Source organism: Pseudomonas sp. B21-053, from assembly GCF_026016365.1.
Classification (GTDB): domain Bacteria; phylum Pseudomonadota; class Gammaproteobacteria; order Pseudomonadales; family Pseudomonadaceae; genus Aquipseudomonas; species Aquipseudomonas nunensis.
On the sequence record NZ_CP087205.1, the window covers coordinates 6,886,071 to 6,905,251 of the forward strand.

20 protein-coding genes and 1 pseudogene are annotated in these 19,181 nt (G+C 59.7%); 13 read left to right on the top strand and 8 right to left on the bottom strand.

Annotated features, from left to right (window positions below):
• Positions 1 to 54 precede the first annotated feature (54 nt).
• Entirely contained in the window at positions 55 to 1,623 is a 1,569-nt protein-coding gene (locus tag LOY68_RS31015; RefSeq protein WP_265041703.1) for a phospholipase D family protein, read from the top strand.
• Between the two features lie 97 nt (positions 1,624 to 1,720).
• Here LOY68_RS31015 and LOY68_RS31020 read toward each other — a convergent pair whose 3' ends face one another.
• Together LOY68_RS31020 and LOY68_RS31025 are read right to left on the bottom strand one after the other, a co-directional pair.
• Positions 1,721 to 2,866 carry an MFS transporter gene (locus tag LOY68_RS31020; RefSeq protein WP_163910650.1) on the bottom strand — a complete coding sequence of 382 codons (1,146 nt, stop codon included), beginning with the start codon at positions 2,864 to 2,866 and terminating at the stop codon, positions 1,721 to 1,723.
• A gap of 190 nt (positions 2,867 to 3,056) precedes the next feature.
• Positions 3,057 to 4,550: an aldehyde dehydrogenase gene (locus LOY68_RS31025; protein ID WP_054048467.1), complete on the bottom strand. Its 1,494-nt coding sequence runs from the start codon at positions 4,548 to 4,550 to the stop codon at positions 3,057 to 3,059.
• Positions 4,551 to 4,787: 237 nt separating this feature from the next.
• On the opposite strand from LOY68_RS31025, the gene LOY68_RS31030 reads away from it, so the two are divergent.
• Positions 4,788 to 5,150 carry a cupin domain-containing protein gene (locus tag LOY68_RS31030; RefSeq protein ID WP_054048465.1) on the top strand — a complete coding sequence of 121 codons (363 nt, stop codon included), beginning with the start codon at positions 4,788 to 4,790 and terminating at the stop codon, positions 5,148 to 5,150.
• A gap of 182 nt (positions 5,151 to 5,332) precedes the next feature.
• Here the strand turns inward: LOY68_RS31030 and rpmG are convergent, their stop codons facing one another.
• Positions 5,333 to 5,488, bottom strand: a complete 156-nt coding sequence (gene rpmG / locus LOY68_RS31035; RefSeq protein WP_007894709.1) for a 50S ribosomal protein L33 — start codon at positions 5,486 to 5,488, stop codon at positions 5,333 to 5,335.
• Between the two features lie 11 nt (positions 5,489 to 5,499).
• Positions 5,500 to 5,733 (bottom strand): 50S ribosomal protein L28, encoded by a 234-nt coding sequence (gene rpmB, locus LOY68_RS31040; protein WP_007894701.1) that lies wholly within the window; start codon positions 5,731 to 5,733, stop codon positions 5,500 to 5,502.
• Between the two features lie 445 nt (positions 5,734 to 6,178).
• On the opposite strand from rpmB, the gene LOY68_RS31045 reads away from it, so the two are divergent.
• On the top strand, positions 6,179 to 7,765 hold the full coding sequence (locus LOY68_RS31045; protein WP_265041721.1) for an ABC transporter substrate-binding protein: 1,587 nt from the start codon (positions 6,179 to 6,181) through the stop codon (positions 7,763 to 7,765).
• A gap of 130 nt (positions 7,766 to 7,895) precedes the next feature.
• Here the strand turns inward: LOY68_RS31045 and radC are convergent, their stop codons facing one another.
• Complete coding sequence (radC, locus tag LOY68_RS31050) at positions 7,896 to 8,570, bottom strand: RadC family protein (protein ID WP_163910648.1); 675 nt, start codon at positions 8,568 to 8,570, stop codon at positions 7,896 to 7,898.
• Positions 8,571 to 8,706: 136 nt separating this feature from the next.
• Between radC and coaBC the strand changes: the two genes are divergently transcribed.
• The 7 genes and pseudogenes from coaBC (at position 8,707) to LOY68_RS31085 (ending at position 14,385) form a co-directional block, all read left to right on the top strand.
• Positions 8,707 to 9,915: a bifunctional phosphopantothenoylcysteine decarboxylase/phosphopantothenate--cysteine ligase CoaBC gene (gene coaBC / locus LOY68_RS31055; protein ID WP_265041724.1), complete on the top strand. Its 1,209-nt coding sequence runs from the start codon at positions 8,707 to 8,709 to the stop codon at positions 9,913 to 9,915.
• Positions 9,916 to 9,920: 5 nt separating this feature from the next.
• Positions 9,921 to 10,376 carry a dUTP diphosphatase gene (gene dut, locus LOY68_RS31060; RefSeq protein ID WP_054048458.1) on the top strand — a complete coding sequence of 152 codons (456 nt, stop codon included), beginning with the start codon at positions 9,921 to 9,923 and terminating at the stop codon, positions 10,374 to 10,376.
• A gap of 338 nt (positions 10,377 to 10,714) precedes the next feature.
• A pseudogene (locus LOY68_RS31065) lies at positions 10,715 to 12,091 on the top strand (phosphomannomutase/phosphoglucomutase); the annotation flags it as partial.
• Between the two features lie 25 nt (positions 12,092 to 12,116).
• Complete coding sequence (argB, locus tag LOY68_RS31070) at positions 12,117 to 13,022, top strand: acetylglutamate kinase (RefSeq protein ID WP_054048454.1); 906 nt, start codon at positions 12,117 to 12,119, stop codon at positions 13,020 to 13,022.
• A gap of 190 nt (positions 13,023 to 13,212) precedes the next feature.
• The gene (locus LOY68_RS31075) at positions 13,213 to 13,425 is read left to right on the top strand and encodes a hypothetical protein (RefSeq protein ID WP_054048452.1); all 213 of its coding nucleotides are present in this window, start codon (positions 13,213 to 13,215) and stop codon (positions 13,423 to 13,425) included.
• Between the two features lie 17 nt (positions 13,426 to 13,442).
• Positions 13,443 to 14,015, top strand: coding sequence for a hypothetical protein (locus tag LOY68_RS31080; protein WP_054048450.1), 573 nt, complete (start codon positions 13,443 to 13,445; stop codon positions 14,013 to 14,015).
• The gene (locus LOY68_RS31085; protein WP_163910646.1) at positions 14,002 to 14,385 is read left to right on the top strand and encodes a hypothetical protein; all 384 of its coding nucleotides are present in this window, start codon (positions 14,002 to 14,004) and stop codon (positions 14,383 to 14,385) included. Before LOY68_RS31080 ends, LOY68_RS31085 begins: the two co-directional genes overlap by 14 nt.
• 202 nt (positions 14,386 to 14,587) lie before the next feature.
• Here LOY68_RS31085 and pyrE read toward each other — a convergent pair whose 3' ends face one another.
• Positions 14,588 to 15,232, bottom strand: a complete 645-nt coding sequence (gene pyrE, locus LOY68_RS31090; protein ID WP_265041728.1) for an orotate phosphoribosyltransferase — start codon at positions 15,230 to 15,232, stop codon at positions 14,588 to 14,590.
• 82 nt (positions 15,233 to 15,314) lie between these two features.
• On the opposite strand from pyrE, the gene LOY68_RS31095 reads away from it, so the two are divergent.
• Complete coding sequence (locus tag LOY68_RS31095; protein ID WP_003176915.1) at positions 15,315 to 16,094, top strand: exodeoxyribonuclease III; 780 nt, start codon at positions 15,315 to 15,317, stop codon at positions 16,092 to 16,094.
• 174 nt (positions 16,095 to 16,268) lie between these two features.
• Here the strand turns inward: LOY68_RS31095 and LOY68_RS31100 are convergent, their stop codons facing one another.
• On the bottom strand, positions 16,269 to 16,637 hold the full coding sequence (locus LOY68_RS31100; RefSeq protein ID WP_265041761.1) for a DUF4870 domain-containing protein: 369 nt from the start codon (positions 16,635 to 16,637) through the stop codon (positions 16,269 to 16,271).
• Positions 16,638 to 16,665: 28 nt separating this feature from the next.
• The gene (gene rph / locus LOY68_RS31105; RefSeq protein ID WP_163910644.1) at positions 16,666 to 17,388 is read right to left on the bottom strand and encodes a ribonuclease PH; all 723 of its coding nucleotides are present in this window, start codon (positions 17,386 to 17,388) and stop codon (positions 16,666 to 16,668) included.
• 269 nt (positions 17,389 to 17,657) lie between these two features.
• On the opposite strand from rph, the gene LOY68_RS31110 reads away from it, so the two are divergent.
• The gene (locus tag LOY68_RS31110; RefSeq protein WP_054048440.1) at positions 17,658 to 18,521 is read left to right on the top strand and encodes a YicC/YloC family endoribonuclease; all 864 of its coding nucleotides are present in this window, start codon (positions 17,658 to 17,660) and stop codon (positions 18,519 to 18,521) included.
• Between the two features lie 12 nt (positions 18,522 to 18,533).
• On the top strand, positions 18,534 to 19,154 hold the full coding sequence (gene gmk / locus LOY68_RS31115; RefSeq protein WP_054048438.1) for a guanylate kinase: 621 nt from the start codon (positions 18,534 to 18,536) through the stop codon (positions 19,152 to 19,154).
• Positions 19,155 to 19,181 lie beyond the last annotated feature (27 nt).

The following is a 19,181-nucleotide window of genomic DNA, read 5'->3' on the forward strand; positions in this document are numbered from 1 at the left end:
AATCCCCATGACGTGCCATACTTCGGCCTTTGCAACCACCTGAGACGATCCGATTTGAGAGTCAGCCCGGCACTGCCCTTCGCTCTGTTGCTCGCCTTGCTGCTCAATGGCTGTGCGAGCCTCGACATCCCACGTGAGCCCAGCCAGGCATTGCCGGCGGCGAGTTCGGCGTTCGGCCGCTCGATCCAGGCACAGGCCGCGCCCCATCAGGGGCAATCGGGCTTTCGCCTGCTCTCTAACAGCACCGAAGCCTTCATGGCCCGGGCCGAGCTGATCCGCAACGCGCAAACCAGCCTCGACTTGCAGTACTACATCGTCCATGACGGCATCAGCACGCGAATGCTGGTGGAGGAATTGCTCAAGGCTGCCGATCGCGGCGTGCGGGTGCGGATCCTGCTCGATGACACCACCAGCGACGGCCTCGACCAGGTTATCGCCACCCTGGCGGCCCATCCGCAGATTCAGATTCGTCTGTTCAACCCGTTGCACCTGGGCCGCAGCACCGGCGTGACGCGGACCATGGGCCGCTTGTTCGACCTGTCGCTGCAACACCGGCGCATGCACAACAAGCTGTGGCTGGCGGACAACAGCGTGGCCATCGTCGGTGGACGCAACCTGGGCGATGAGTATTTCGATGCCGAGCCCAACCTGAACTTCACTGACATCGACATGCTCAGCGTCGGACCGGTGGCCGAGCAGCTTGGGCACAGCTTCGACCAGTACTGGAACAGTGCCCTGAGCAAGCCGATCGACGAATTCCTCTCCAGCAAACCGACTGCCAAGGACCTGCAAAACACTCGCACTCGCCTTGAAGAATCCCTGGAAGAAACCCGCAAGCAGAACCACGCGCTGTATCAACAGCTGATGATTTACGACAAACACCCGCGCTTGGACATCTGGCGCCGGGAGCTGATCTGGGCCTGGAACCAGGCGTTGTGGGACGCGCCGAGCAAGGTGCTGTCCAAGGGCGAACCCGACCCGCAACTGTTGCTGACCACGCAGTTGGCGCCGGAACTGAACGGGGTCAGCAAAGAACTGATCATGATTTCCGCCTACTTCGTGCCCGGCCAACCGGGGCTGGTGTACCTCACCGGACGTGCTGATGCCGGGGTCTCGGTGAGTCTGCTGACCAACGCGCTGGAAGCCACTGACGTGCCGGCGGTGCACGGCGGTTATGCGCCGTATCGCAAGGCCTTGCTGGAACATGGCGTGAAGTTGTTCGAACTGCGGCGTCAGCCCGGCGCGGGGAGCGGCAGTGGCCCGCACTTGTTCCGGCGCTCGGCCTATCAGGGCTCGGATTCGAGCCTGCACAGCAAGGCGATGATTTTCGATCAGCAGAAATCCTTTATCGGCTCCTTCAATTTCGACCCGCGTTCGGTGCTGTGGAACACCGAAGTCGGCGTCCTGGTCGACAGCCCGGAACTGGCCGCGCACGTGCGCGAACTGGCCTTGCAAGGCATGGCACCACCGCTGAGTTATGAGGCGAAACTGCAGAATGGGCACATTGTCTGGGTGACCGAGGACAACGGCCAGATGCACACATTGACCAAGGAACCGGGGAGTTGGTGGCGCCGGTTTAACGCGTGGATGAGCACCACCGTAGGATTGGAGCGGATGTTGTAACCCTGTGGGAGCGGGCTTGCTCGCGAAGAGGCCCTTTCAGTTAACAATGATGTCGACTGACACACCGCTTTCGCGAGCAAGCCCGCTCCCACAGGTTTTAGGCCGGCTCGGCCACTGCGCCAAACGCTCCTTGGCGCATCAACAGAATCACCAAACCCAACGCCCCCGCTGCCATCAGCAACGGCAATGCATGCCCGCTGATCCACTGACTGCCGGCCCCGGCCGCTAATGGCCCGACCAGACAACCAATCCCCCACAGCTGCGCGATATGCGCGTTGGCCCGCACCAGCGCATCGTCACGATAGCGCTCGCCGATCAGGATCAGCGACAAGGTGAACAAGCCACCGGCACTCGCGCCGAACAGCACCCACAGCGGCCAGATCAGCAACGTATCGATCAGCAGCGGAATCGCCAGACTCGAAACCAGCAGCACCACGGCACACCCGGTAAACAAACTGCGCCGTGACAGTCGATCCGCCAAAGCGCCGATGGGCAGCTGTAGCAACGCATCGCCGACCACCACCGTACTCACCATCGCCAAGGCAATCTCGGCGGTGAAACCTTGGCGCAGGCAATACACCGGCAACAAGGTCAGGATCATCGCTTCGAACGCAGCGAACAGCGACACCGCCCAAGCGATCGCCGGCAGGCCTCGGCAAAAGGTCCATAAATCGCCGAAGGTCACGCTGCTGGCTTCACTGCTCGGCGCGCCGCTACGGCCGAGCAACAGCAACGGTGCGGTCAGCAGCAAGCCGACGCCGACCCAGAAGCCGTAATCATGCTCGGTGCCCAACGCCCCCAGCAGCAACGGCCCACCGAGTTGGCTCAAGGCATAGCTGCTGCCATACAGCGCCACCAAGCGCCCACGCCACTGCTCAACCACCAGTTGATTGATCCAGCTTTCGCCGAGGATGAACACCAGGGTCAGGATCACCCCGATCATCAGCCGCAACACCAGCCAGATCGGATAGCTCGGCAACAGCGCCAGCAAACCAATGGATACCGCCCCGCCCCACAGGCACAACCGCATCAGGTTGGCCGTGCCGAAGCGTGCCGCCAGGTGGCTGGAAATCTTCGCCCCCAGTAGCACGCCAATGGCCGGCATCGCCGCCATCACGCCAATCGCAAACGAACCGTAACCCCAGCTTTCCAGGCGAAACGACACCAGCGGCATGCTGACGCCCAGGGCCAGGCCGACACTCAAGACAGACGCCAACACGGCGAAATAAGTCGCCCAACGCACGTTCCACGCTCCTGTGGATATTATTTTTCAGACGGCACAAAACAAATGTGGGAGCGGGCTTGCTCGCGAAGAGGCCAGTACATTCAACATCAATGTTGACTGTGACACCGTCTTCGCGAGCAGGCTCGCTCCCACAGGGGATCTGCATCATTCGGGAGACCTGCCTTACAACAGGCCCCCCGTTAACAACTTACAACTTGATCCAGGTCGCCTTCAGCTCGGTGTACTTGTCGAACGCGTGCAACGACTTGTCGCGACCATTACCCGACTGTTTGAAACCACCAAACGGTGCGGTCATGTCGCCGCCGTCGTACTGGTTGACCCACACGCTACCGGCACGCAGTGCCTTGGCGGTCAGGTGTGCCTTGGAGATGTCCTTGGTCCATACCGCAGCTGCCAGGCCGTACGGCGTGTCGTTGGCAATCGCGATGGCCTCTTCGGCGGTGTCGAAAGCGATGACCGACAACACCGGGCCAAAGATTTCTTCCTGGGCGATTTTCATCGCGTTGTTCACGCCGTCGAAAATCGTCGGCTCAACGTAGGTACCACCGGTTTCCTGAAGAATGCGCTTGCCGCCGGCCACCAGTTTGGCGCCGTCGGTGTGACCGGATTCGATGTAGGACAGCACGGTATTCATCTGCTGGGTATCCACCAGCGCACCGACGTTGGTCGCCGGATCCAGCGGATTGCCCGGTTTCCAGGTTTTCAGCGCTTCGATCACCAGCGGCAGGAAGGTGTCCTTGATCGAACGCTCGACCAGCAGACGCGAACCGGCGGTGCAGACTTCACCCTGGTTGAAGGCAATGGCGCTGGCGGCAGATTCGGCGGCAGCTTGCAGGTCCGGGGCATCGGCGAACACGATGTTCGGGCTCTTGCCGCCGGCTTCGAGCCAAACGCGCTTCATGTTCGATTCGCCGGAGTAGATCAGCAGCTGCTTGGCAATCTTGGTCGAACCGGTAAACACCAGAGTGTCCACATCGTTATGCAGAGCCAGGGCCTTGCCGACGGTGTGGCCGTAGCCCGGCAGCACGTTCAGCACGCCTTTCGGGATCCCGGCTTCAACGGCCAGCGCGGCGATGCGGATAGCAGTCAGCGGCGATTTTTCCGACGGTTTAAGGATCACCGAGTTACCGGTGGACAGCGCCGGGCCGAGTTTCCAGCACGCCATCATCAACGGGAAGTTCCACGGCACGATGGCGCCAACCACACCAACCGGCTCGCGGGTCACCAGACCCAACTGATCGTGCGGAGTGGCAGCAACTTCGTCGTAGATCTTGTCGATGGCCTCGCCGCTCCAGCTCAGGGCTTGCGCCGCGCCGGGAACGTCGATGTACAGGGAATCGCTGATCGGCTTGCCCATGTCCAGGGTTTCAAGCAGGGCCAGCTCTTCGGCGTGCTGTTTCAGCAGGCCGGCGAAACGAATCATGGTGGCTTTGCGTTTGGTCGGCGCCAGGCGCGACCACACGCCGGAATTGAAGGTGGCGCGCGCATTTTCCACAGCGCGCTGGGCGTCGGCGGCGTCACAGCTGGCAATCTTGCCCAGCAGACGGCCATCGACCGGGCTGATGCACTCGAAGGTCTCGCTGGAGACGGCATCGGTGTATTCGCCATTGATGTAGGCGCGGCCTTCGATCTTCAGGTCGCGAGCCCGCTGTTCCCAGTCGGCACGAGTCAGGGTGGTCATACGAGTGTCCTCCTCTTGTTGAATACGAGTGCCCCGCGTTTTTCGCGGGTGCTGTCAGGAATTCTGCCCGGCCAGCCTGCTATCGGCCCGAGGCACCTGCCACCCTAAACCAGTGGCCGGGGTTGTTTCAATATATTTGACACAAGGTCGGTAAACGGCCTTGCGGTGTTCATTTTAATAAACATAGACTTTGGCCTTTCCAGTCATCGCGCCGCAATCACGGGGGATTACAACAAAATGAACATCCAGGACGTCGTCGACTTCAGCCAGGCCGCCACCCAGCCCGATCGCTATCGGCCAGACTCGGCCAAAGTCCTCAAGGGCGACCCCGAGCAAGCGGTGTACAACCACTACAACAGCCCGTGCGGCCAGATGAGCGCCGGCGTGTGGGAAGGCGAAATCGGCCAGTGGCTGGTGAATTACACCGAGCATGAATACTGCGAAATCGTTCAGGGCGTGTCGGTGCTGCGCGATAACGATGGCAACAGCAAGACGTTGCGGGTGGGTGATCGCTTTGTCATTCCAGCGGGCTTCCGAGGGACTTGGGAAGTGCTGGAGGCGTGCCGCAAGATTTATGTGGTGTTTGAACAGAAGGCTTGAGGTCTTGTGTTAGCGGGGCGGGCCTCTTCGCGGGCAAGCCTCGCTCCTACAGGACGGATGCGATCACTGTAGGAGCGAGGCTTGCCCGCGAAGGCGTCCTGACAGGCAACACATAACCCGCAGGCAATAAAAAAGGCCCGTATCTCGCGATACGGGCCTTTTTCATAAGTCGGAAAAATCAATTACTTGATTTTGCCTTCCTTGTAGATCACGTGCTTGCGAACAACCGGATCAAATTTCTTGATCTCGATTTTGTCCGGGGTAGTACGCTTGTTCTTGTCGGTAGTGTAGAAGTGACCAGTACCGGCGCTCGAAATCAAACGAATCAATTCACGCATGATTAGCTCCCTTAGATCTTGCCAGCTTTGCGGATTTCGGCCAGCACGACAGTGATGCCACGCTTGTCGATGATACGCATGCCTTTGGCAGATACGCGCAGACGCACGAAACGTTTCTCTTCTTCAACCCAGAAGCGGTGATGCTGCAGGTTCGGCAGGAAACGACGACGGGTTTTGTTGTTTGCGTGGGAAATGTTATTCCCAGTCACCGGACCCTTACCGGTAACTTGACATACTCTCGACATGCCTCAGCCCTCTAAAACCACATGCCCAACCCGGCATGGGTTGGCCGCTTAATCTCTCAGTCATTTGGCGCCAGGCGCCGCGTTTCTTTAGAGGTCTTACCGGCTACACCTACAGTGAAGGAACCGGGCCCCTAGAAAAGAGCGCTGCTTTATACCAGAAAGACCTCAGAGCAACAACATTCTGTGTGCGATGAATTCACAAAAAGCCCATTTTTCGGGCTACGAGCGCCTTGGACAAAGGCTGTCGTCGATGGCGACCGCTCGTCGCAGAGCATCGGCCAACACGCCAATCCGGAGCGTTGTGAAACCGCGCACAGCCAAATAAGGCGCCTATAGTCGCCCCAAAATGAAAAAGGGGATAGTCATTTGCAAAAGAGCCCACTAGGGTAAGCCTTTTCCAGACTGCACTTGCAGATGGGCCTTCGATCTGTAAAGGAATCCGACCATGCGCCTCGCTGCCCTACCGCTGCTGCTTGCCCCACTGCTGCTGAGCCCTCTGGCCCATGCCGCCGCCCTGACCGTCTGCACCGAGGCCAGCCCTGAAGGGTTCGACGTGGTGCAATACAACTCGCTGACCACCACCAACGCCTCGGCCGATGTGTTGATGAATCGCCTGGTGGACTTCGATACCGCCAGCGGCAAAGTGGTCGCCAGCCTCGCGGACAGCTGGGAGGTCACGCCCGACGGCCTGACTTACGTCTTCAAGCTTCACCCGCAGGTGAAATTCCACAAGACCGATTACTTCAGCCCGACCCGCGATTTGAGCGCTGAAGACGTGAAGTTCAGCTTCGACCGCATGCTCGACCCGGCCCACCCGTGGCACAAAGTCGCCCAGAGCGGCTTCCCCCACGCCCAGTCGATGCAACTGCCGGCGCTGATCAAGAAGATCGACGCCCTCGATCCACTGACCGTGCGTTTCACCCTCGATCACCCGGACTCGACCTTCCTCGCCACCCTGAGCATGGGCTTCGCCTCGATTTATTCGGCTGAATACGCCGACAAACTGTTGAAGGCCGGCACCCCGGAGAAGCTCAACAGCCAGCCGATCGGCAGTGGCCCGTTCGTTTTCACGCGGTTCCAGAAAGACGCGTCGATTCGCTACAAGGCCAACCCGGACTATTTCGGTGTCAAGCCGTCGGTAGATCCCCTGATCTTCGCCATCACTCCGGACGCCAACGTGCGTTTGCAGAAGTTGCGCCGCAACGAGTGCCAGATCGCTCTGTCGCCAAAACCGCTGGATGTGGTGGCCGCCAAGCAGGAATCGACGCTGAAAGTGGAAAAGACTGACGCCTTCATGACCGCTTTCGTCGGCATCAACAGTCAGCATCCGCCGCTGGACAAGCCTGAAGTGCGTCAGGCGATCAACCTCGCCTTCGACAAGGCCAACTACCTCAAAGCTGTATTCGAAGACACCGCCGAAGCGGCCAATGGCCCATACCCGCCGAACACCTGGAGCTACAACAAAGGCTTGCCGGGTTACCCGCACGACGTAGCGAAGGCCAAGGCATTGATGGCCAAGGCCGGGCTCAAGGATGGCTTCCAGACCACCATCTGGACCCGCCCTTCCGGCAGTTTGCTGAACCCGAACCCGAGCCTCGGCGCCCAACTGCTGCAATCTGATCTGGCGGAAATCGGCATCCAGGCCGAAATCCGCGTGATTGAATGGGGCGAGCTGATCCGCCGCGCCAAGGCCGGCGAGCATGACTTGCTGTTCATGGGCTGGGCCGGCGACAACGGCGACCCGGACAACTTCCTCACGCCGCAGTTTTCCTGCGCCGCAGTCAAGTCCGGCACCAACTTCGCCCGTTACTGCAACCAGGATCTGGACAAGCTGATCAGCGCTGGCAAGACCACCAGCGAGCAAGGCGTACGCACCAAGCTGTATGAACAGGCCCAGGCGCAGATTCAGCAGCAGGCATTGTGGCTGCCGCTGGCGCATCCGACGGCGTTCGCGTTGACGCGCAAGGATGTCGAGGGTTATTCGGTGAGCCCGTTTGGTCGGCAGGATTACTCCAAAGTCAGCCTGAAGTAACCGCCCCGCCTCCCGTAGGAGCTGTCGAGTGAAACGAGGCTGCGATCTTTTGATCTTAAAAAATCAAAGTCAAAAGATCGCAGCCTCGTTTCACTCGACAGCTCCTACGGGGGAGAAGGCTTGCTAAGGCTTACATCCACCCATACTCCGCCATCGACAGCGGCTCGCCATCCCCAACAATGAAGTGATCAAGCACCCGCACATCCACCAGTTCCAACGCTTCCTGCAGGCGCTTGGTCAGCATTCGGTCGGCCTGGCTGGGGTCGGGGTTACCCGAGGGGTGGTTGTGGCACAGGATCAGCGCAGCGGCGTTGTGCGCCAGGGCGCGCTTGACCACCTGTCGCGGGTAAACACTGGTGCTGTCGATGGAACCGCGAAACAGCGCTTCAAACGTCAGCACCCGATGCTTTGAATCCAGAAACAGGCAACCAAACACCTCGTGGGGTTCATGACGGAGCATCGCCTTCAGGTAATCACGCACAGCCTGCGGGTTTTCCAGCGCCGACTTCTGCCGCGAATGCTCCGCCAAATGCCGTCGACCCATTTCCTGGGCCGCCTGCAATTGAGCGAATTTTGCGGGCCCGAGCCCTAATTGGCTGCTGAACGTTTTTTGATCAGCCTCCAGCAGCGAACGCAAGCTGCCAAACTGACTTAACAAGTGTCGCGCCAGGTCTACCGCGCTTTTGCCGGAGACGCCTGTACGTAAAAAAATCGCCAGCAACTCGGCGTCCGAAAGACTCGCCGAGCCCAACTCCAGTAACCTCTCCCGCGGCCGTTCCGCCACCGGCCAATCACGAATACTCATAACACCTCCCTGGTCTGTGGGCGCCGCTGTTCCGTAGCGGTCGCTGTGATATCGTAGCCCATCTTTTTTGCGGGCGATTTCACTCCTGGGGAGGGGGGTTCGCCTTGCAGTCATCAACGAAATGAAAGGCAGACCTATGCAGCGGCTGTATCGGAAACGCATCGTTCTGGGCGTCGGCGGTGGCATTGCTGCCTACAAGAGCGCCGACCTGGTTCGCCGCCTGATCGACCAGGGCGCCGAAGTGCGCGTGGTCATGACCCGTGGCGGCAGCGAGTTCATCACCCCGCTGACCATGCAGGCCTTGTCCGGCCACCCGGTTCACCTCGACCTGCTGGACCCGGCGGCCGAAGCTGCCATGGGCCACATCGAGCTGGCCAAATGGGCCGACCTGGTGCTGGTCGCCCCTGCCACCGCAGACCTGATCGCCCGTCTGGCCCAAGGCATCGCCAATGACCTGCTGACCACGCTGGTGCTGGCCACCGATGCCGTAGTCGCCGTGGCACCGGCAATGAATCAGGCCATGTGGCGCGACCCGGCCACCCAGGCCAACCTGCAACTGCTCGAAAGTCGCGGCATCAAGTCCTTCGGCCCGGCCTCCGGCAGCCAGGCCTGCGGCGACGTCGGCATGGGCCGCATGCTCGAAGCCACCGACCTCGCCCAGTGCGCGGCGGACTGCTTCCAGCGTCAGGCATTGACCGGCAAGCACGTGGTCATCACCGCCGGCCCGACCCAGGAAAACATCGACCCGGTGCGCTACATCACCAACCACAGCTCCGGGAAAATGGGCTTTGCCCTGGCCGAAGCGGCAGTGGAAGCCGGCGCCCGCGTGACCCTGATCAGCGGCCCGGTGCACTTGCCGACCCCGGATCGCGTCACGCGCATCGACGTGGTCAGTGCCCGCGACATGCTCGCCGCGTGTGAAGCCGCGATCCCGTGCGACGTGTTCATTTCCTCGGCAGCGGTTGCGGACTACCGTCCGGAAGTCGTCGCCCCGCAAAAATTGAAGAAAGACCCTACGAGCGGCGACGGCTTTGTCCTGCAAATGGTGCGTAACCCAGACATCCTGGCCACCATCGCCACTCGCCCCGACCGTCCGTTCAGTGTCGGTTTCGCCGCCGAAACCGAACACCTGCTCGATTACGCAGCGCGCAAGTTGAAAGACAAAAACCTCGATTTGATCGTCGCCAACGACGTCGCCAACCCGAGCATTGGCTTCAACAGCGAAGAAAACGCCTGCAGCGTGATCGACCGTGAGCTACACGCCACACTCTTCGCCCAGACCAGCAAGAGCAAGATTGCTCGCCAGCTGATCACTTTTATCGCCGACCGTCTGAACCAGGTTTAATTTACATGCACGCTTTGCAAGCCAAGATCCTCGACCCCCGCATCGGTACCGACTTTCCGCTGCCGCAGTACGCAACCCCAGGCTCCGCCGGCCTCGACCTGCGCGCCATGCTGGAAAAAGACACCGTGATCAAGCCGGGCGAAACCTTGCTGATCCCCACAGGCCTGTCGGTCTACATCGGCGATCCGGGCCTGGCGGCGCTGATTCTGCCGCGCTCCGGCCTGGGCCATAAGCACGGGATCGTGCTGGGTAACCTGGTCGGGTTGATCGACTCCGATTATCAAGGCCCGCTGATGGTTTCGTGCTGGAACCGCAGCGACAAGGATTTCACCCTGGAAGTGGGCGAGCGTCTGGCTCAGCTGGTTCTGGTACCCGTGGTTCAGGCGCACTTCGAGATGGTCGAAGAGTTCGTCGAAACCGAGCGCGGTGCCGGCGGTTTCGGTCATTCGGGTAGCCATTGATCCGATAGATGCCCTCTTCTGTAGGCGCTGCCGAAGGCTGCGATCCTTTGATCTTGAAATCGAAAATCAAAAGATCGCAGCCTCCGGCAGCTCCTACAGGGGAAGCTCTCTTGTCACAAAATTGCGCCAACATCAGCGATAGTTTTAGCTTCGAAAATCAAGGGATTGGCCGGTCAAGTGCGCGCTGAAACCGGGGTCATGGCCTTTGCACACCACGAACTCTCTGTGGAAAACGCCGTCATACCCTTCAGTTTGTGCCTGCCAACGAGTTATTCCCGGACAGGTCCAGTCACTTTCGAAATGGAGCATTTCCACAGATGAACAGCCCAGCCCAAGTCGCACCCAAGTTCCCCGACAGCATCTTCCGCGCCTACGATATTCGCGGCACCGTCCCGGAATTCTTGAACGGTGAAACCGCTTACTGGCTCGGCCGCGCCATCGGCGCCCAAAGTCTGGCCCAGAATGAACCGAACGTTTCCGTTGGCCGTGACGGTCGCCTGTCTGGCCCGGAACTGGTCGAACGCCTGATCCAGGGCCTGGCCGACAGCGGTTGCCACGTCAGCGACGTCGGTCTGGTGCCTACGCCTGCGCTGTACTACGCGGCCAACGTATTGGCCGGCAAGTCTGGTGTGATGCTGACCGGCAGCCACAACCCGTCGAACTACAACGGTTTCAAGATCGTCATCGCTGGCGATACCCTGGCCAACGAACAGATCCAGGCCCTGCACGAACGCCTCAAGACCAACAACCTGAGCAGCGGTAAGGGCAGCATCACCAAGGTCGAGATCCTCGATCGCTACAACACCGAAATCGTCCAGGACATCAAACTCGCCCGCCGCCTGAAAGTGGTAGTCGATTGCGGTAACGGCGCGGCCGGCGTAATCGCCCCGCAGCTGATCGAAGCGCTGAACTGCGAAGTCATCCCGCTGTTCTGCGACGTCGACGGCAACTTCCCGAACCATCACCCGGACCCGGGCAAGCCTGAAAACCTCGTCGACCTGATCGCCAAGGTCAAGGAAACCAACGCTGACCTGGGCCTCGCCTTCGACGGCGATGGCGACCGCGTCGGCGTGGTGACCAACACCGGCAGCATCGTCTTCCCGGACCGCCTGCTGATGCTGTTCGCCCGCGACGTGCTGGAGCGCAACCCGGACGCCGAGATCATCTTCGACGTCAAATGCACCCGCCGCCTCACGCCGCTGATCAAGGAATACGGCGGTCGTCCGCTAATGTGGAAGACCGGTCACTCGTTGATCAAAAAGAAAATGAAACAAACCGGCGCCCTGTTGGCCGGCGAAATGAGCGGGCACATCTTCTTCAAGGAGCGCTGGTTCGGTTTCGACGACGGCATTTACAGCGCCGCGCGGCTGCTGGAGATCCTCAGCAAGGAAAAATCCACTGCGGAAGAGCTGTTTGCGACCTTCCCGAACGATATTTCTACGCCGGAAATCAATATCCATGTGACCGAAGAGAGCAAATTCAGCATCATTGATGCATTGCACGACGCGAAGTGGGGCGAAGGCGCTGACCTGACCACCATTGACGGCGTGCGAGTCGACTACGCCAAAGGCTGGGGCCTGGTGCGCGCGTCCAACACCACACCGGTGCTGGTCCTGCGTTTCGAGGCTGATGACGAGGCTGAATTGCAGCGCATCAAGGACGTTTTCAAAGTCCAGTTGAAGCGTGTTGCACCTGATCTCCAACTACCGTTTTGATTGAACGATCCACCCGGAGCCCTGAATGACCCTCGAACGCGAAGCCGCCGCCAACACCGCCAAGGTCCTGTCCGAAGCGCTGCCTTACATCCGCCGCTATGTCGGCAAGACGCTGGTGATCAAATACGGCGGCAACGCGATGGAAAGCGAGGAGCTGAAAACCGGCTTCGCCCGCGACATCGTGATGATGAAAGCCGTGGGCATCAACCCGGTGGTGGTTCACGGTGGCGGCCCGCAGATCGGCGACTTGCTCAAGCGCCTGTCGATCGAGAGCCACTTCATCGATGGCATGCGCGTAACTGACGCGCAGACCATGGACGTGGTGGAAATGGTCCTCGGCGGCCAGGTCAATAAGGACATCGTCAACCTGATCAACCGTCATGGCGGCAGCGCCATCGGCCTGACCGGTAAAGACGCCGAGCTGATTCGTGCGAAAAAGCTCACCGTAACGCGCCAGACACCGGAGATGACCCAACCGGAAATCATCGACATCGGCCAGGTGGGCGAAGTGGTCGGCATCAACACCGACCTGCTGAACCTGCTGGTAAAAGGCGATTTCATCCCGGTGATCGCGCCGATCGGCGTGGGCGCCAACGGCGAGTCGTACAACATCAACGCTGACTTGGTGGCCGGTAAAGTGGCTGAAGCGCTGAAAGCTGAAAAGCTGATGCTGCTGACCAACATCGCCGGCCTGATGGACAAGCAAGGCACGGTCCTCACCGGCCTGACCACCCAGCAAGTCGACGACCTGATCGCCGACGGCACGATCTACGGCGGCATGCTGCCGAAGATCCGTTGCGCGCTGGAAGCGGTTCAGGGCGGCGTGGGAAGTGCCCTGATCATTGATGGCCGGGTGCCGAATGCGATTCTTCTGGAGATCTTCACCGATACCGGTGTGGGTACTTTGATCAGCAATCGCAAGCGCCCCTGATTCCAGAAAAACAAAAGATCGCAGCCTTCGACAGCTCCTACAGGTGTACTCAACGCCTTGTAGGAACTGACGGAGGCTGCGATCTTTTTTTGCTTATAGGAAATGCCTGACGCCGCTGCGGGAAGCGTCCGACATCGCAAAAGAAGGAATCTGCCTAGGATCTTCCGTGTACCCACAGGAGATCTTCCCCATGCAAAAAGTTTACGCACCCAATGGAAGCGACGTGTCCGCAGGCACGTACGAATGCGCCGATTGCGGTTACGAATATTCCAATCAATCGAAAAAATCCTTGCCTCCATGCCCGCAACGCCTGGATTCCGTGCACTTGAAAAACGGCTGGAAAATCCTGACTGGCCAAGGCGACGCGGAGGAAGACCCCTACCCGAAGAAGTCCGGCAAGTAATCGCGGAGGACTGAGCCATGCAGATCTCGTTCACGATCGACGCCCAGGCTTTCGAACAGGAGCAAAAGGAGCCGGTCAAGAAAACCCTGAGGATTTCCGACGGTGAAATTGCCCATGCTCTACAGCGTATCGCCAAGGCAAGCCTGACCGAATACCTGAAAATGCTGGTCGAAGGTGGAATGCCCAGCCGGGCGGATGAAGCGAAACAGGATCGCTTGCTGTATCTGATTCAAAACTACTTCGGGCAGACCTTGCCGACCGAATCGCAGATATCGACGATTTTCCAGCTGACCCAGAGCCAAAGCAAAACCCTGCTGAAAAACACGGTTTCACGCTTTCGCAATCAGCTGGACGAGATATTGCAGCACAGCATGCGAGCGGTGATCGCGTCTGCGGAGCACGCGCAGACGGTGTATCTGGTGGTGATCAGCTCCGATGTCATCCGTGATGAGCTGAACATGCTGATTACTCAAAACGAGCCGACCTTCAAACCCATCACCAAGCGCAAAGGTAGCGCCGGGCAGTTCGAGATCAGCGAGGATTCCCACGACTTGCTGTGCGCGACTCTGGGGATCAATGCCGTTCAGTGACATTGTGGCGGTCAGTGGCTTGCTGCTGACCCTGACCACTTTCATGTTCAACCTGGCATGGCCCAGGCTGCATGAAGCGTTGGAGCTGGATGAAAAACAGTCAGGGCCGCTGGCGAGGAAACGCAGCAGGACAAAGGTGATGAACGTTTTGTTCGGCTGCGCCCTTCCGCTGACGGCGGCGTTTATGGCGCTGTTTTACGTCAACCTACCGGCCGCCGTGAGGATCATGAGCACCAGCACACTGGATCTGTGGGACTTCGACGTGGACCGAACGCTGTACGTGTTAGTCGTCGTGGCACTGATGGTGTTTGCGCTATTCAACCTGAGGTTGGCGCTACAACTGGTAGGGAAATGGCAAAGACTGCACTAACGACGCAATCCCTGTAGGAGCGAGGCTCGCCCGCGAAAGCGGTGTATCAGTCAACAAGGATGCTGAATGTAATGGCCTCTTCGCGGGCAAGCCTCGCTCCTACAGGTCCGCGGCGCCAGACACCAAATTGGGCGGGAGACACTTATGCGTGGCGAGGGAACAAGCTCCCTCGCCACACAATCCCGTCCGACAGGGATGGGTGTCAGACGCCGAACTGGGCGCGGTAGGCTTCTACGGCTGGCAAATGCTGCTTGAGCTGCGGATCGTCTGCCAGGAACTCGAGCACCTGGTTCAGCGAAACAATGCTGATCACCGGGATCCCGAAGTCGCGTTCCACTTCCTGGATCGCCGACAACTCGCCGTTGCCACGCTCCTGACGATTCAAGGCGATCAGCACGCCGGCGGCCTTGGCGCCGTCCTGGGAAGCGATGATCTGCATCACTTCGCGAATCGCGGTGCCGGCGGTGATCACGTCGTCGATGATCAGCACATCGCCGGTCAGCGGTGCGCCAACCAGGCTGCCGCCTTCGCCGTGAGCCTTGGCTTCCTTGCGGTTGAAGCACCATGGCAGGTCACGCTCATGATGCTCAGCCAAAGCCACTGCGGTAGTCGCCGCCAATGGGATGCCTTTGTACGCAGGGCCAAACAGAACGTCGAACGCAATACCGCTCTCGACAATGGCTGCCGCGTAGAAACGACCCAGTTGCGCCAGGGCCGAACCGCTGTTGAACAGGCCGGCATTGAAGAAGTAAGGACTGGTGCGCCCGGACTTCAGGGTGAACTCACCGAAGCGCAAAACGCCGCGATCGATGGCAAAACGAATGAAATCGCGCTGATACGCTTGCATGAAAAAAACCCCAAATACCACGGATTTAGCTAATTAGGTTGACGCCGTGTATCATACACGCACGCGATTTTTGGGGCCATTTATGCGGATCATCAGTGTGAACGTCAATGGTATTCAGGCTGCAGTCGAGCGAGGTTTGCTCAGTTGGCTGCAAGCACAGAATGCCGACGTCATCTGCCTGCAGGACACCCGCGCCTCCGCCTTTGAACTGGACGATCCAGCCTTCCAACTGGATGGCTACTTCCTTTATGCCTGCGATGCCGAAGTTCCCGCCCAAGGTGGTGTGGCTTTGTATTCGCGGCTGCAACCGAAGGCAGTCATCAGCGGTCTCGGTTTCGAGACGGCCGACCGCTACGGGCGCTACCTGCAAGCCGATTTCGATAAGGTCAGCATCGCGACCTTGCTGCTCCCTTCGGGGCAGAATGGCGATGAAGACTTGAACCAGAAGTTCAAGCTAATGGACGACTTCGCCCGTTATCTGGATAAACAGCGACGCAAACGTCGCGAGTACATTTATTGTGGCTCGCTGTACGTGGCGCAACAGAAGCTGGATATCAAGAACTGGCGCGACAGCCAGCAATCCCCGGGCTTCCTGGCACCTGAGCGTGCCTGGATGGACGAGATTGTCGGCAACATGGGTTATGTCGATGCCCTGCGCGAAGTCAGCCGTGAAGGCGACCAGTACAGCTGGTGGCCGGACAACGAACAGGCTGAGATGCTCAACCTGGGCTGGCGTTTCGACTACCAGTTGCTGACCCCGGGCCTGCGCCGCTTTGTACGCAGCGCACGCCTGCCACGTCAGCCACGGTTCTCGCAACACGCACCGCTGATCGTGGACTACGACTGGACGCTGACCATCTAAGCGTCGTTTCGCAGATACAAAAAAGCCGACATCGCTGTCGGCTTTTTTGTGCGTGACCACTTTCCAATGTGGGAGCGAGCCTGCTCGCGAAGGGGTCATCACATTCAAAATCAATGCGACTGACAGAACGCTTTCGCGAGCAGGCTCGCTCCCACAGTGAATTTGTGTCGTCGACTATTTCACCAACCGCCAAGTGAAGGGATAACGATAAGGCACCCCATCATTAGCCTTGAGCCCGGCAATGATCGACAGCACCATCGCCACGATCAGCACCAGCGGCAGCAGCGCAAAACCGATCAACACCAGCATCAGCAAATAACAGATGCCCGAGACCAGGGCCACGGTGATCTGGAAGTTCAGCGCTTCCTTGCCCTGGGCATCGATGAACGGATCGGTTTCCCGTTTCCACTGCCAGAGGATCAGCGGCCCGACCAAATGGCCGAAGGGCAACCAGACCCCGAGAAACGCCGAGAGATGACAAAACATGGCCCACTGACGAACCTCGGGGCTCGGGGTGGGAAGCAGCTGTTGTTCATCACTCATGGCGCTCTCCTTTGCCGGGTAGAAACGATCAGTCAGCCAGTGCAGCTTTTTGCAGTTCGAAGATCTCGTTCATGCCCTTCTTCGCCAGTTCGAGCATGGCGTTCAGCTCTTCAGGCTGGAACGGCGCGCCTTCGGCAGTGCCCTGGACTTCGATGAAGCCACCAGTGCTGGTCATCACGACGTTCAAGTCGGTCTCGGCAGCCGAGTCTTCCAGGTAGTCGAGGTCCAGCACAGGCTCGCCCTGGTACATGCCGACCGAAACGGCCGCGATCATTTGCTTGAGCGGGTCGCCGCCTTTCAGGCCGCCGCGCTTCTTGATCACTTTCAAGGCATCGACCAACGCAACCATGGCGCCAGTGATGGAGGCCGTGCGAGTGCCGCCGTCAGCCTGGATCACGTCGCAATCGACGTACAGGGTCACATCGCCCAGCTTCGACATGTCGAGCGAGGCGCGCAGGGAACGACCGATCAGGCGCTGGATTTCCAGGGTGCGGCCGCCTTGCTTGCCGCGGCTCGCTTCACGCTGGTTACGCTCGCCAGTGGCGCGCGGCAGCATGCCGTACTCAGCGGTCAACCAGCCTTGGCCCTGACCTTTGAGGAAACGTGGCACGCCATTCTCGACGCTGACGGTGCAGATGACTTTGGTATCACCAAACTCGACCAGCACAGATCCCTCGGCGTGTTTGGTGTAGTTGCGGGTAATGCGGATCGAGCGGAGCTGATCGGCAACGCGACCACTTGGACGTTTCATAGGGAATACCTGTACTGGGGACGGAAAACTGCGGAGCATTATAGAGCCGCCAGCCACGACTGGGCACTTCTAAAAAATCCGGCCGACGGCTGAAGGCGCGCAAAGCACATAACCGACGGCCTGCAGCCCTTTGTCACAGCGTGTGTTTGGGCGCATCCGCCCCACTGCGCTACAATCCTGCGCCTTTGCTGCCAGTCGGCTTACATTCATTGATATCGGGTCCGCGAAGCCCAAGGGTTTCGCGCCGGCCTGCATTGCGAGGTACCTCCATGGTGCACAGCATGACCGCCTTCGCCCGCGTCGAAAAAGCCGGCGCCCAAGGTACCCTGAGCTGGGAGTTGCGCTCGGTCAACAGCCGCTACCTGGAGCCGCACCTGCGCCTGCCGGAATCGTTTCGCGACCTCGAAGGCGCGGTCCGCGAAGCCCTGCGCCAGGGTTTGTCCCGGGGCAAACTGGAATGCACCCTGCGCTTCACCGAAGAAAGCACTGGCAAACCGCTGCAAGTGGACCGCGAGCGCGCCGCGCAACTGGTGGCTGCCGCTGAAACGATCGCCGGCCTGATCAAGAACCCCGCGGCATTGAACCCGCTGGAAGTGCTGGCCTGGCCCGGCGTGCTGGTGGGCGACGCCACTGACCCGCAAGCCCTGAACGCCGAGGCGCTGGCGCTGTTCACTCAAGGCCTCAAAGAACTGAAGGCCGGCCGCGAGCGCGAAGGCGCGGAGCTGGCACGCCTGATCAATGAGCGCCTGACGTCTATTGAAGAAGACGTGGTGACCCTGCGTGAACTGGTTCCGCAGATGCTTGCCACCCAACGCCAGAAAGTCCTCGACCGCTTTGCCGACATGAAAGCCGAGATGGACCCGCAGCGCCTGGAACAGGAAATGGTCATGCTCGCGCAAAAGAGCGACGTCGCCGAAGAACTGGATCGCCTGAGCACGCACATCATTGAAGTTCGCCGGGTGCTCAAGTCCGGCGGTGCGGCCGGTCGGCGCCTGGACTTCCTGATGCAGGAGCTCAACCGCGAAGCCAATACACTGGGCTCCAAAGCCTTCGACCCGCGCAGCACCACGGCTGCGGTCAACCTCAAAGTGTTGATCGAGCAGATGCGCGAACAAGTGCAGAATATTGAGTAAGGCAAACCCGACATGACCCATAGCACCGGCACCCTGTACATCATTTCCGCCCCATCGGGCGCGGGCAAGAGCAGCCTGGTCAAGGCCCTGACCGACTCCGACCAGGACATTCGCGTCTCGGTTTCCCACACCACCCGCGCCATGCGCCCCGGTGAAGTGGATGGCGTGAACTATCACTTCGTCTCCCGCGAAGCGTTTGTGAAGATGGGCGAACACGGTGACTTCCTGGAGCGCGCCGAAGTGTTCGGCAATCTCTACGGCACCTCGCAAAGCCACTTGCAGCAGACCCTGGACGCGGGCCACGACCTGATCCTGGAAATCGACTGGCAGGGCGCCGAGCAGGTGCGCAAGTTGATGCCCCAGGCGCGTTCGATCTTCATTCTGCCGCCGTCGTTGCAGGCCTTGCACCAGCGCCTGACCAATCGCGGCCAGGACAGCGACGAGATCATTGATGGCCGGATGCGTGAAGCCGTCAGCGAGATGAGCCATTACGTCGACTACGACTACCTGATCATCAACGACGATTTCGCCCATGCGCTGCACGATCTGAAGGCGATTTTCCGCGCCAATCAGCTGCATCAGAAACGCCAGCAGCAACGCAATGGAAAACTTTTGGCCGAATTGCTCGGCTAAACAGCTCTTCCCAAAACCGCTGCCAGG

Coding starts and splice junctions, on each gene's coding strand:
- LOY68_RS31025 (WP_054048467.1), bottom strand. CDS start 4,550: ATGACCACCCTGACTCGTGCCGACTGGGAACAGCGGGCTCGCGACCTG.
- LOY68_RS31030 (WP_054048465.1), top strand. CDS start 4,788: ATGAACATCCAGGACGTCGTCGACTTCAGCCAGGCCGCCACCCAGCCC.
- rpmG (WP_007894709.1), bottom strand. CDS start 5,488: ATGCGTGAATTGATTCGTTTGATTTCGAGCGCCGGTACTGGTCACTTC.
- rpmB (WP_007894701.1), bottom strand. CDS start 5,733: ATGTCGAGAGTATGTCAAGTTACCGGTAAGGGTCCGGTGACTGGGAAT.
- LOY68_RS31045 (WP_265041721.1), top strand. CDS start 6,179: ATGCGCCTCGCTGCCCTACCGCTGCTGCTTGCCCCACTGCTGCTGAGC.
- radC (WP_163910648.1), bottom strand. CDS start 8,570: ATGAGTATTCGTGATTGGCCGGTGGCGGAACGGCCGCGGGAGAGGTTA.
- coaBC (WP_265041724.1), top strand. CDS start 8,707: ATGCAGCGGCTGTATCGGAAACGCATCGTTCTGGGCGTCGGCGGTGGC.
- dut (WP_054048458.1), top strand. CDS start 9,921: ATGCACGCTTTGCAAGCCAAGATCCTCGACCCCCGCATCGGTACCGAC.
- argB (WP_054048454.1), top strand. CDS start 12,117: ATGACCCTCGAACGCGAAGCCGCCGCCAACACCGCCAAGGTCCTGTCC.
- LOY68_RS31075 (WP_054048452.1), top strand. CDS start 13,213: ATGCAAAAAGTTTACGCACCCAATGGAAGCGACGTGTCCGCAGGCACG.
- LOY68_RS31080 (WP_054048450.1), top strand. CDS start 13,443: ATGCAGATCTCGTTCACGATCGACGCCCAGGCTTTCGAACAGGAGCAA.
- LOY68_RS31085 (WP_163910646.1), top strand. CDS start 14,002: ATGCCGTTCAGTGACATTGTGGCGGTCAGTGGCTTGCTGCTGACCCTG.
- pyrE (WP_265041728.1), bottom strand. CDS start 15,232: ATGCAAGCGTATCAGCGCGATTTCATTCGTTTTGCCATCGATCGCGGC.
- LOY68_RS31095 (WP_003176915.1), top strand. CDS start 15,315: ATGCGGATCATCAGTGTGAACGTCAATGGTATTCAGGCTGCAGTCGAG.
- LOY68_RS31100 (WP_265041761.1), bottom strand. CDS start 16,637: ATGAGTGATGAACAACAGCTGCTTCCCACCCCGAGCCCCGAGGTTCGT.
- rph (WP_163910644.1), bottom strand. CDS start 17,388: ATGAAACGTCCAAGTGGTCGCGTTGCCGATCAGCTCCGCTCGATCCGC.
- LOY68_RS31110 (WP_054048440.1), top strand. CDS start 17,658: ATGGTGCACAGCATGACCGCCTTCGCCCGCGTCGAAAAAGCCGGCGCC.
- gmk (WP_054048438.1), top strand. CDS start 18,534: ATGACCCATAGCACCGGCACCCTGTACATCATTTCCGCCCCATCGGGC.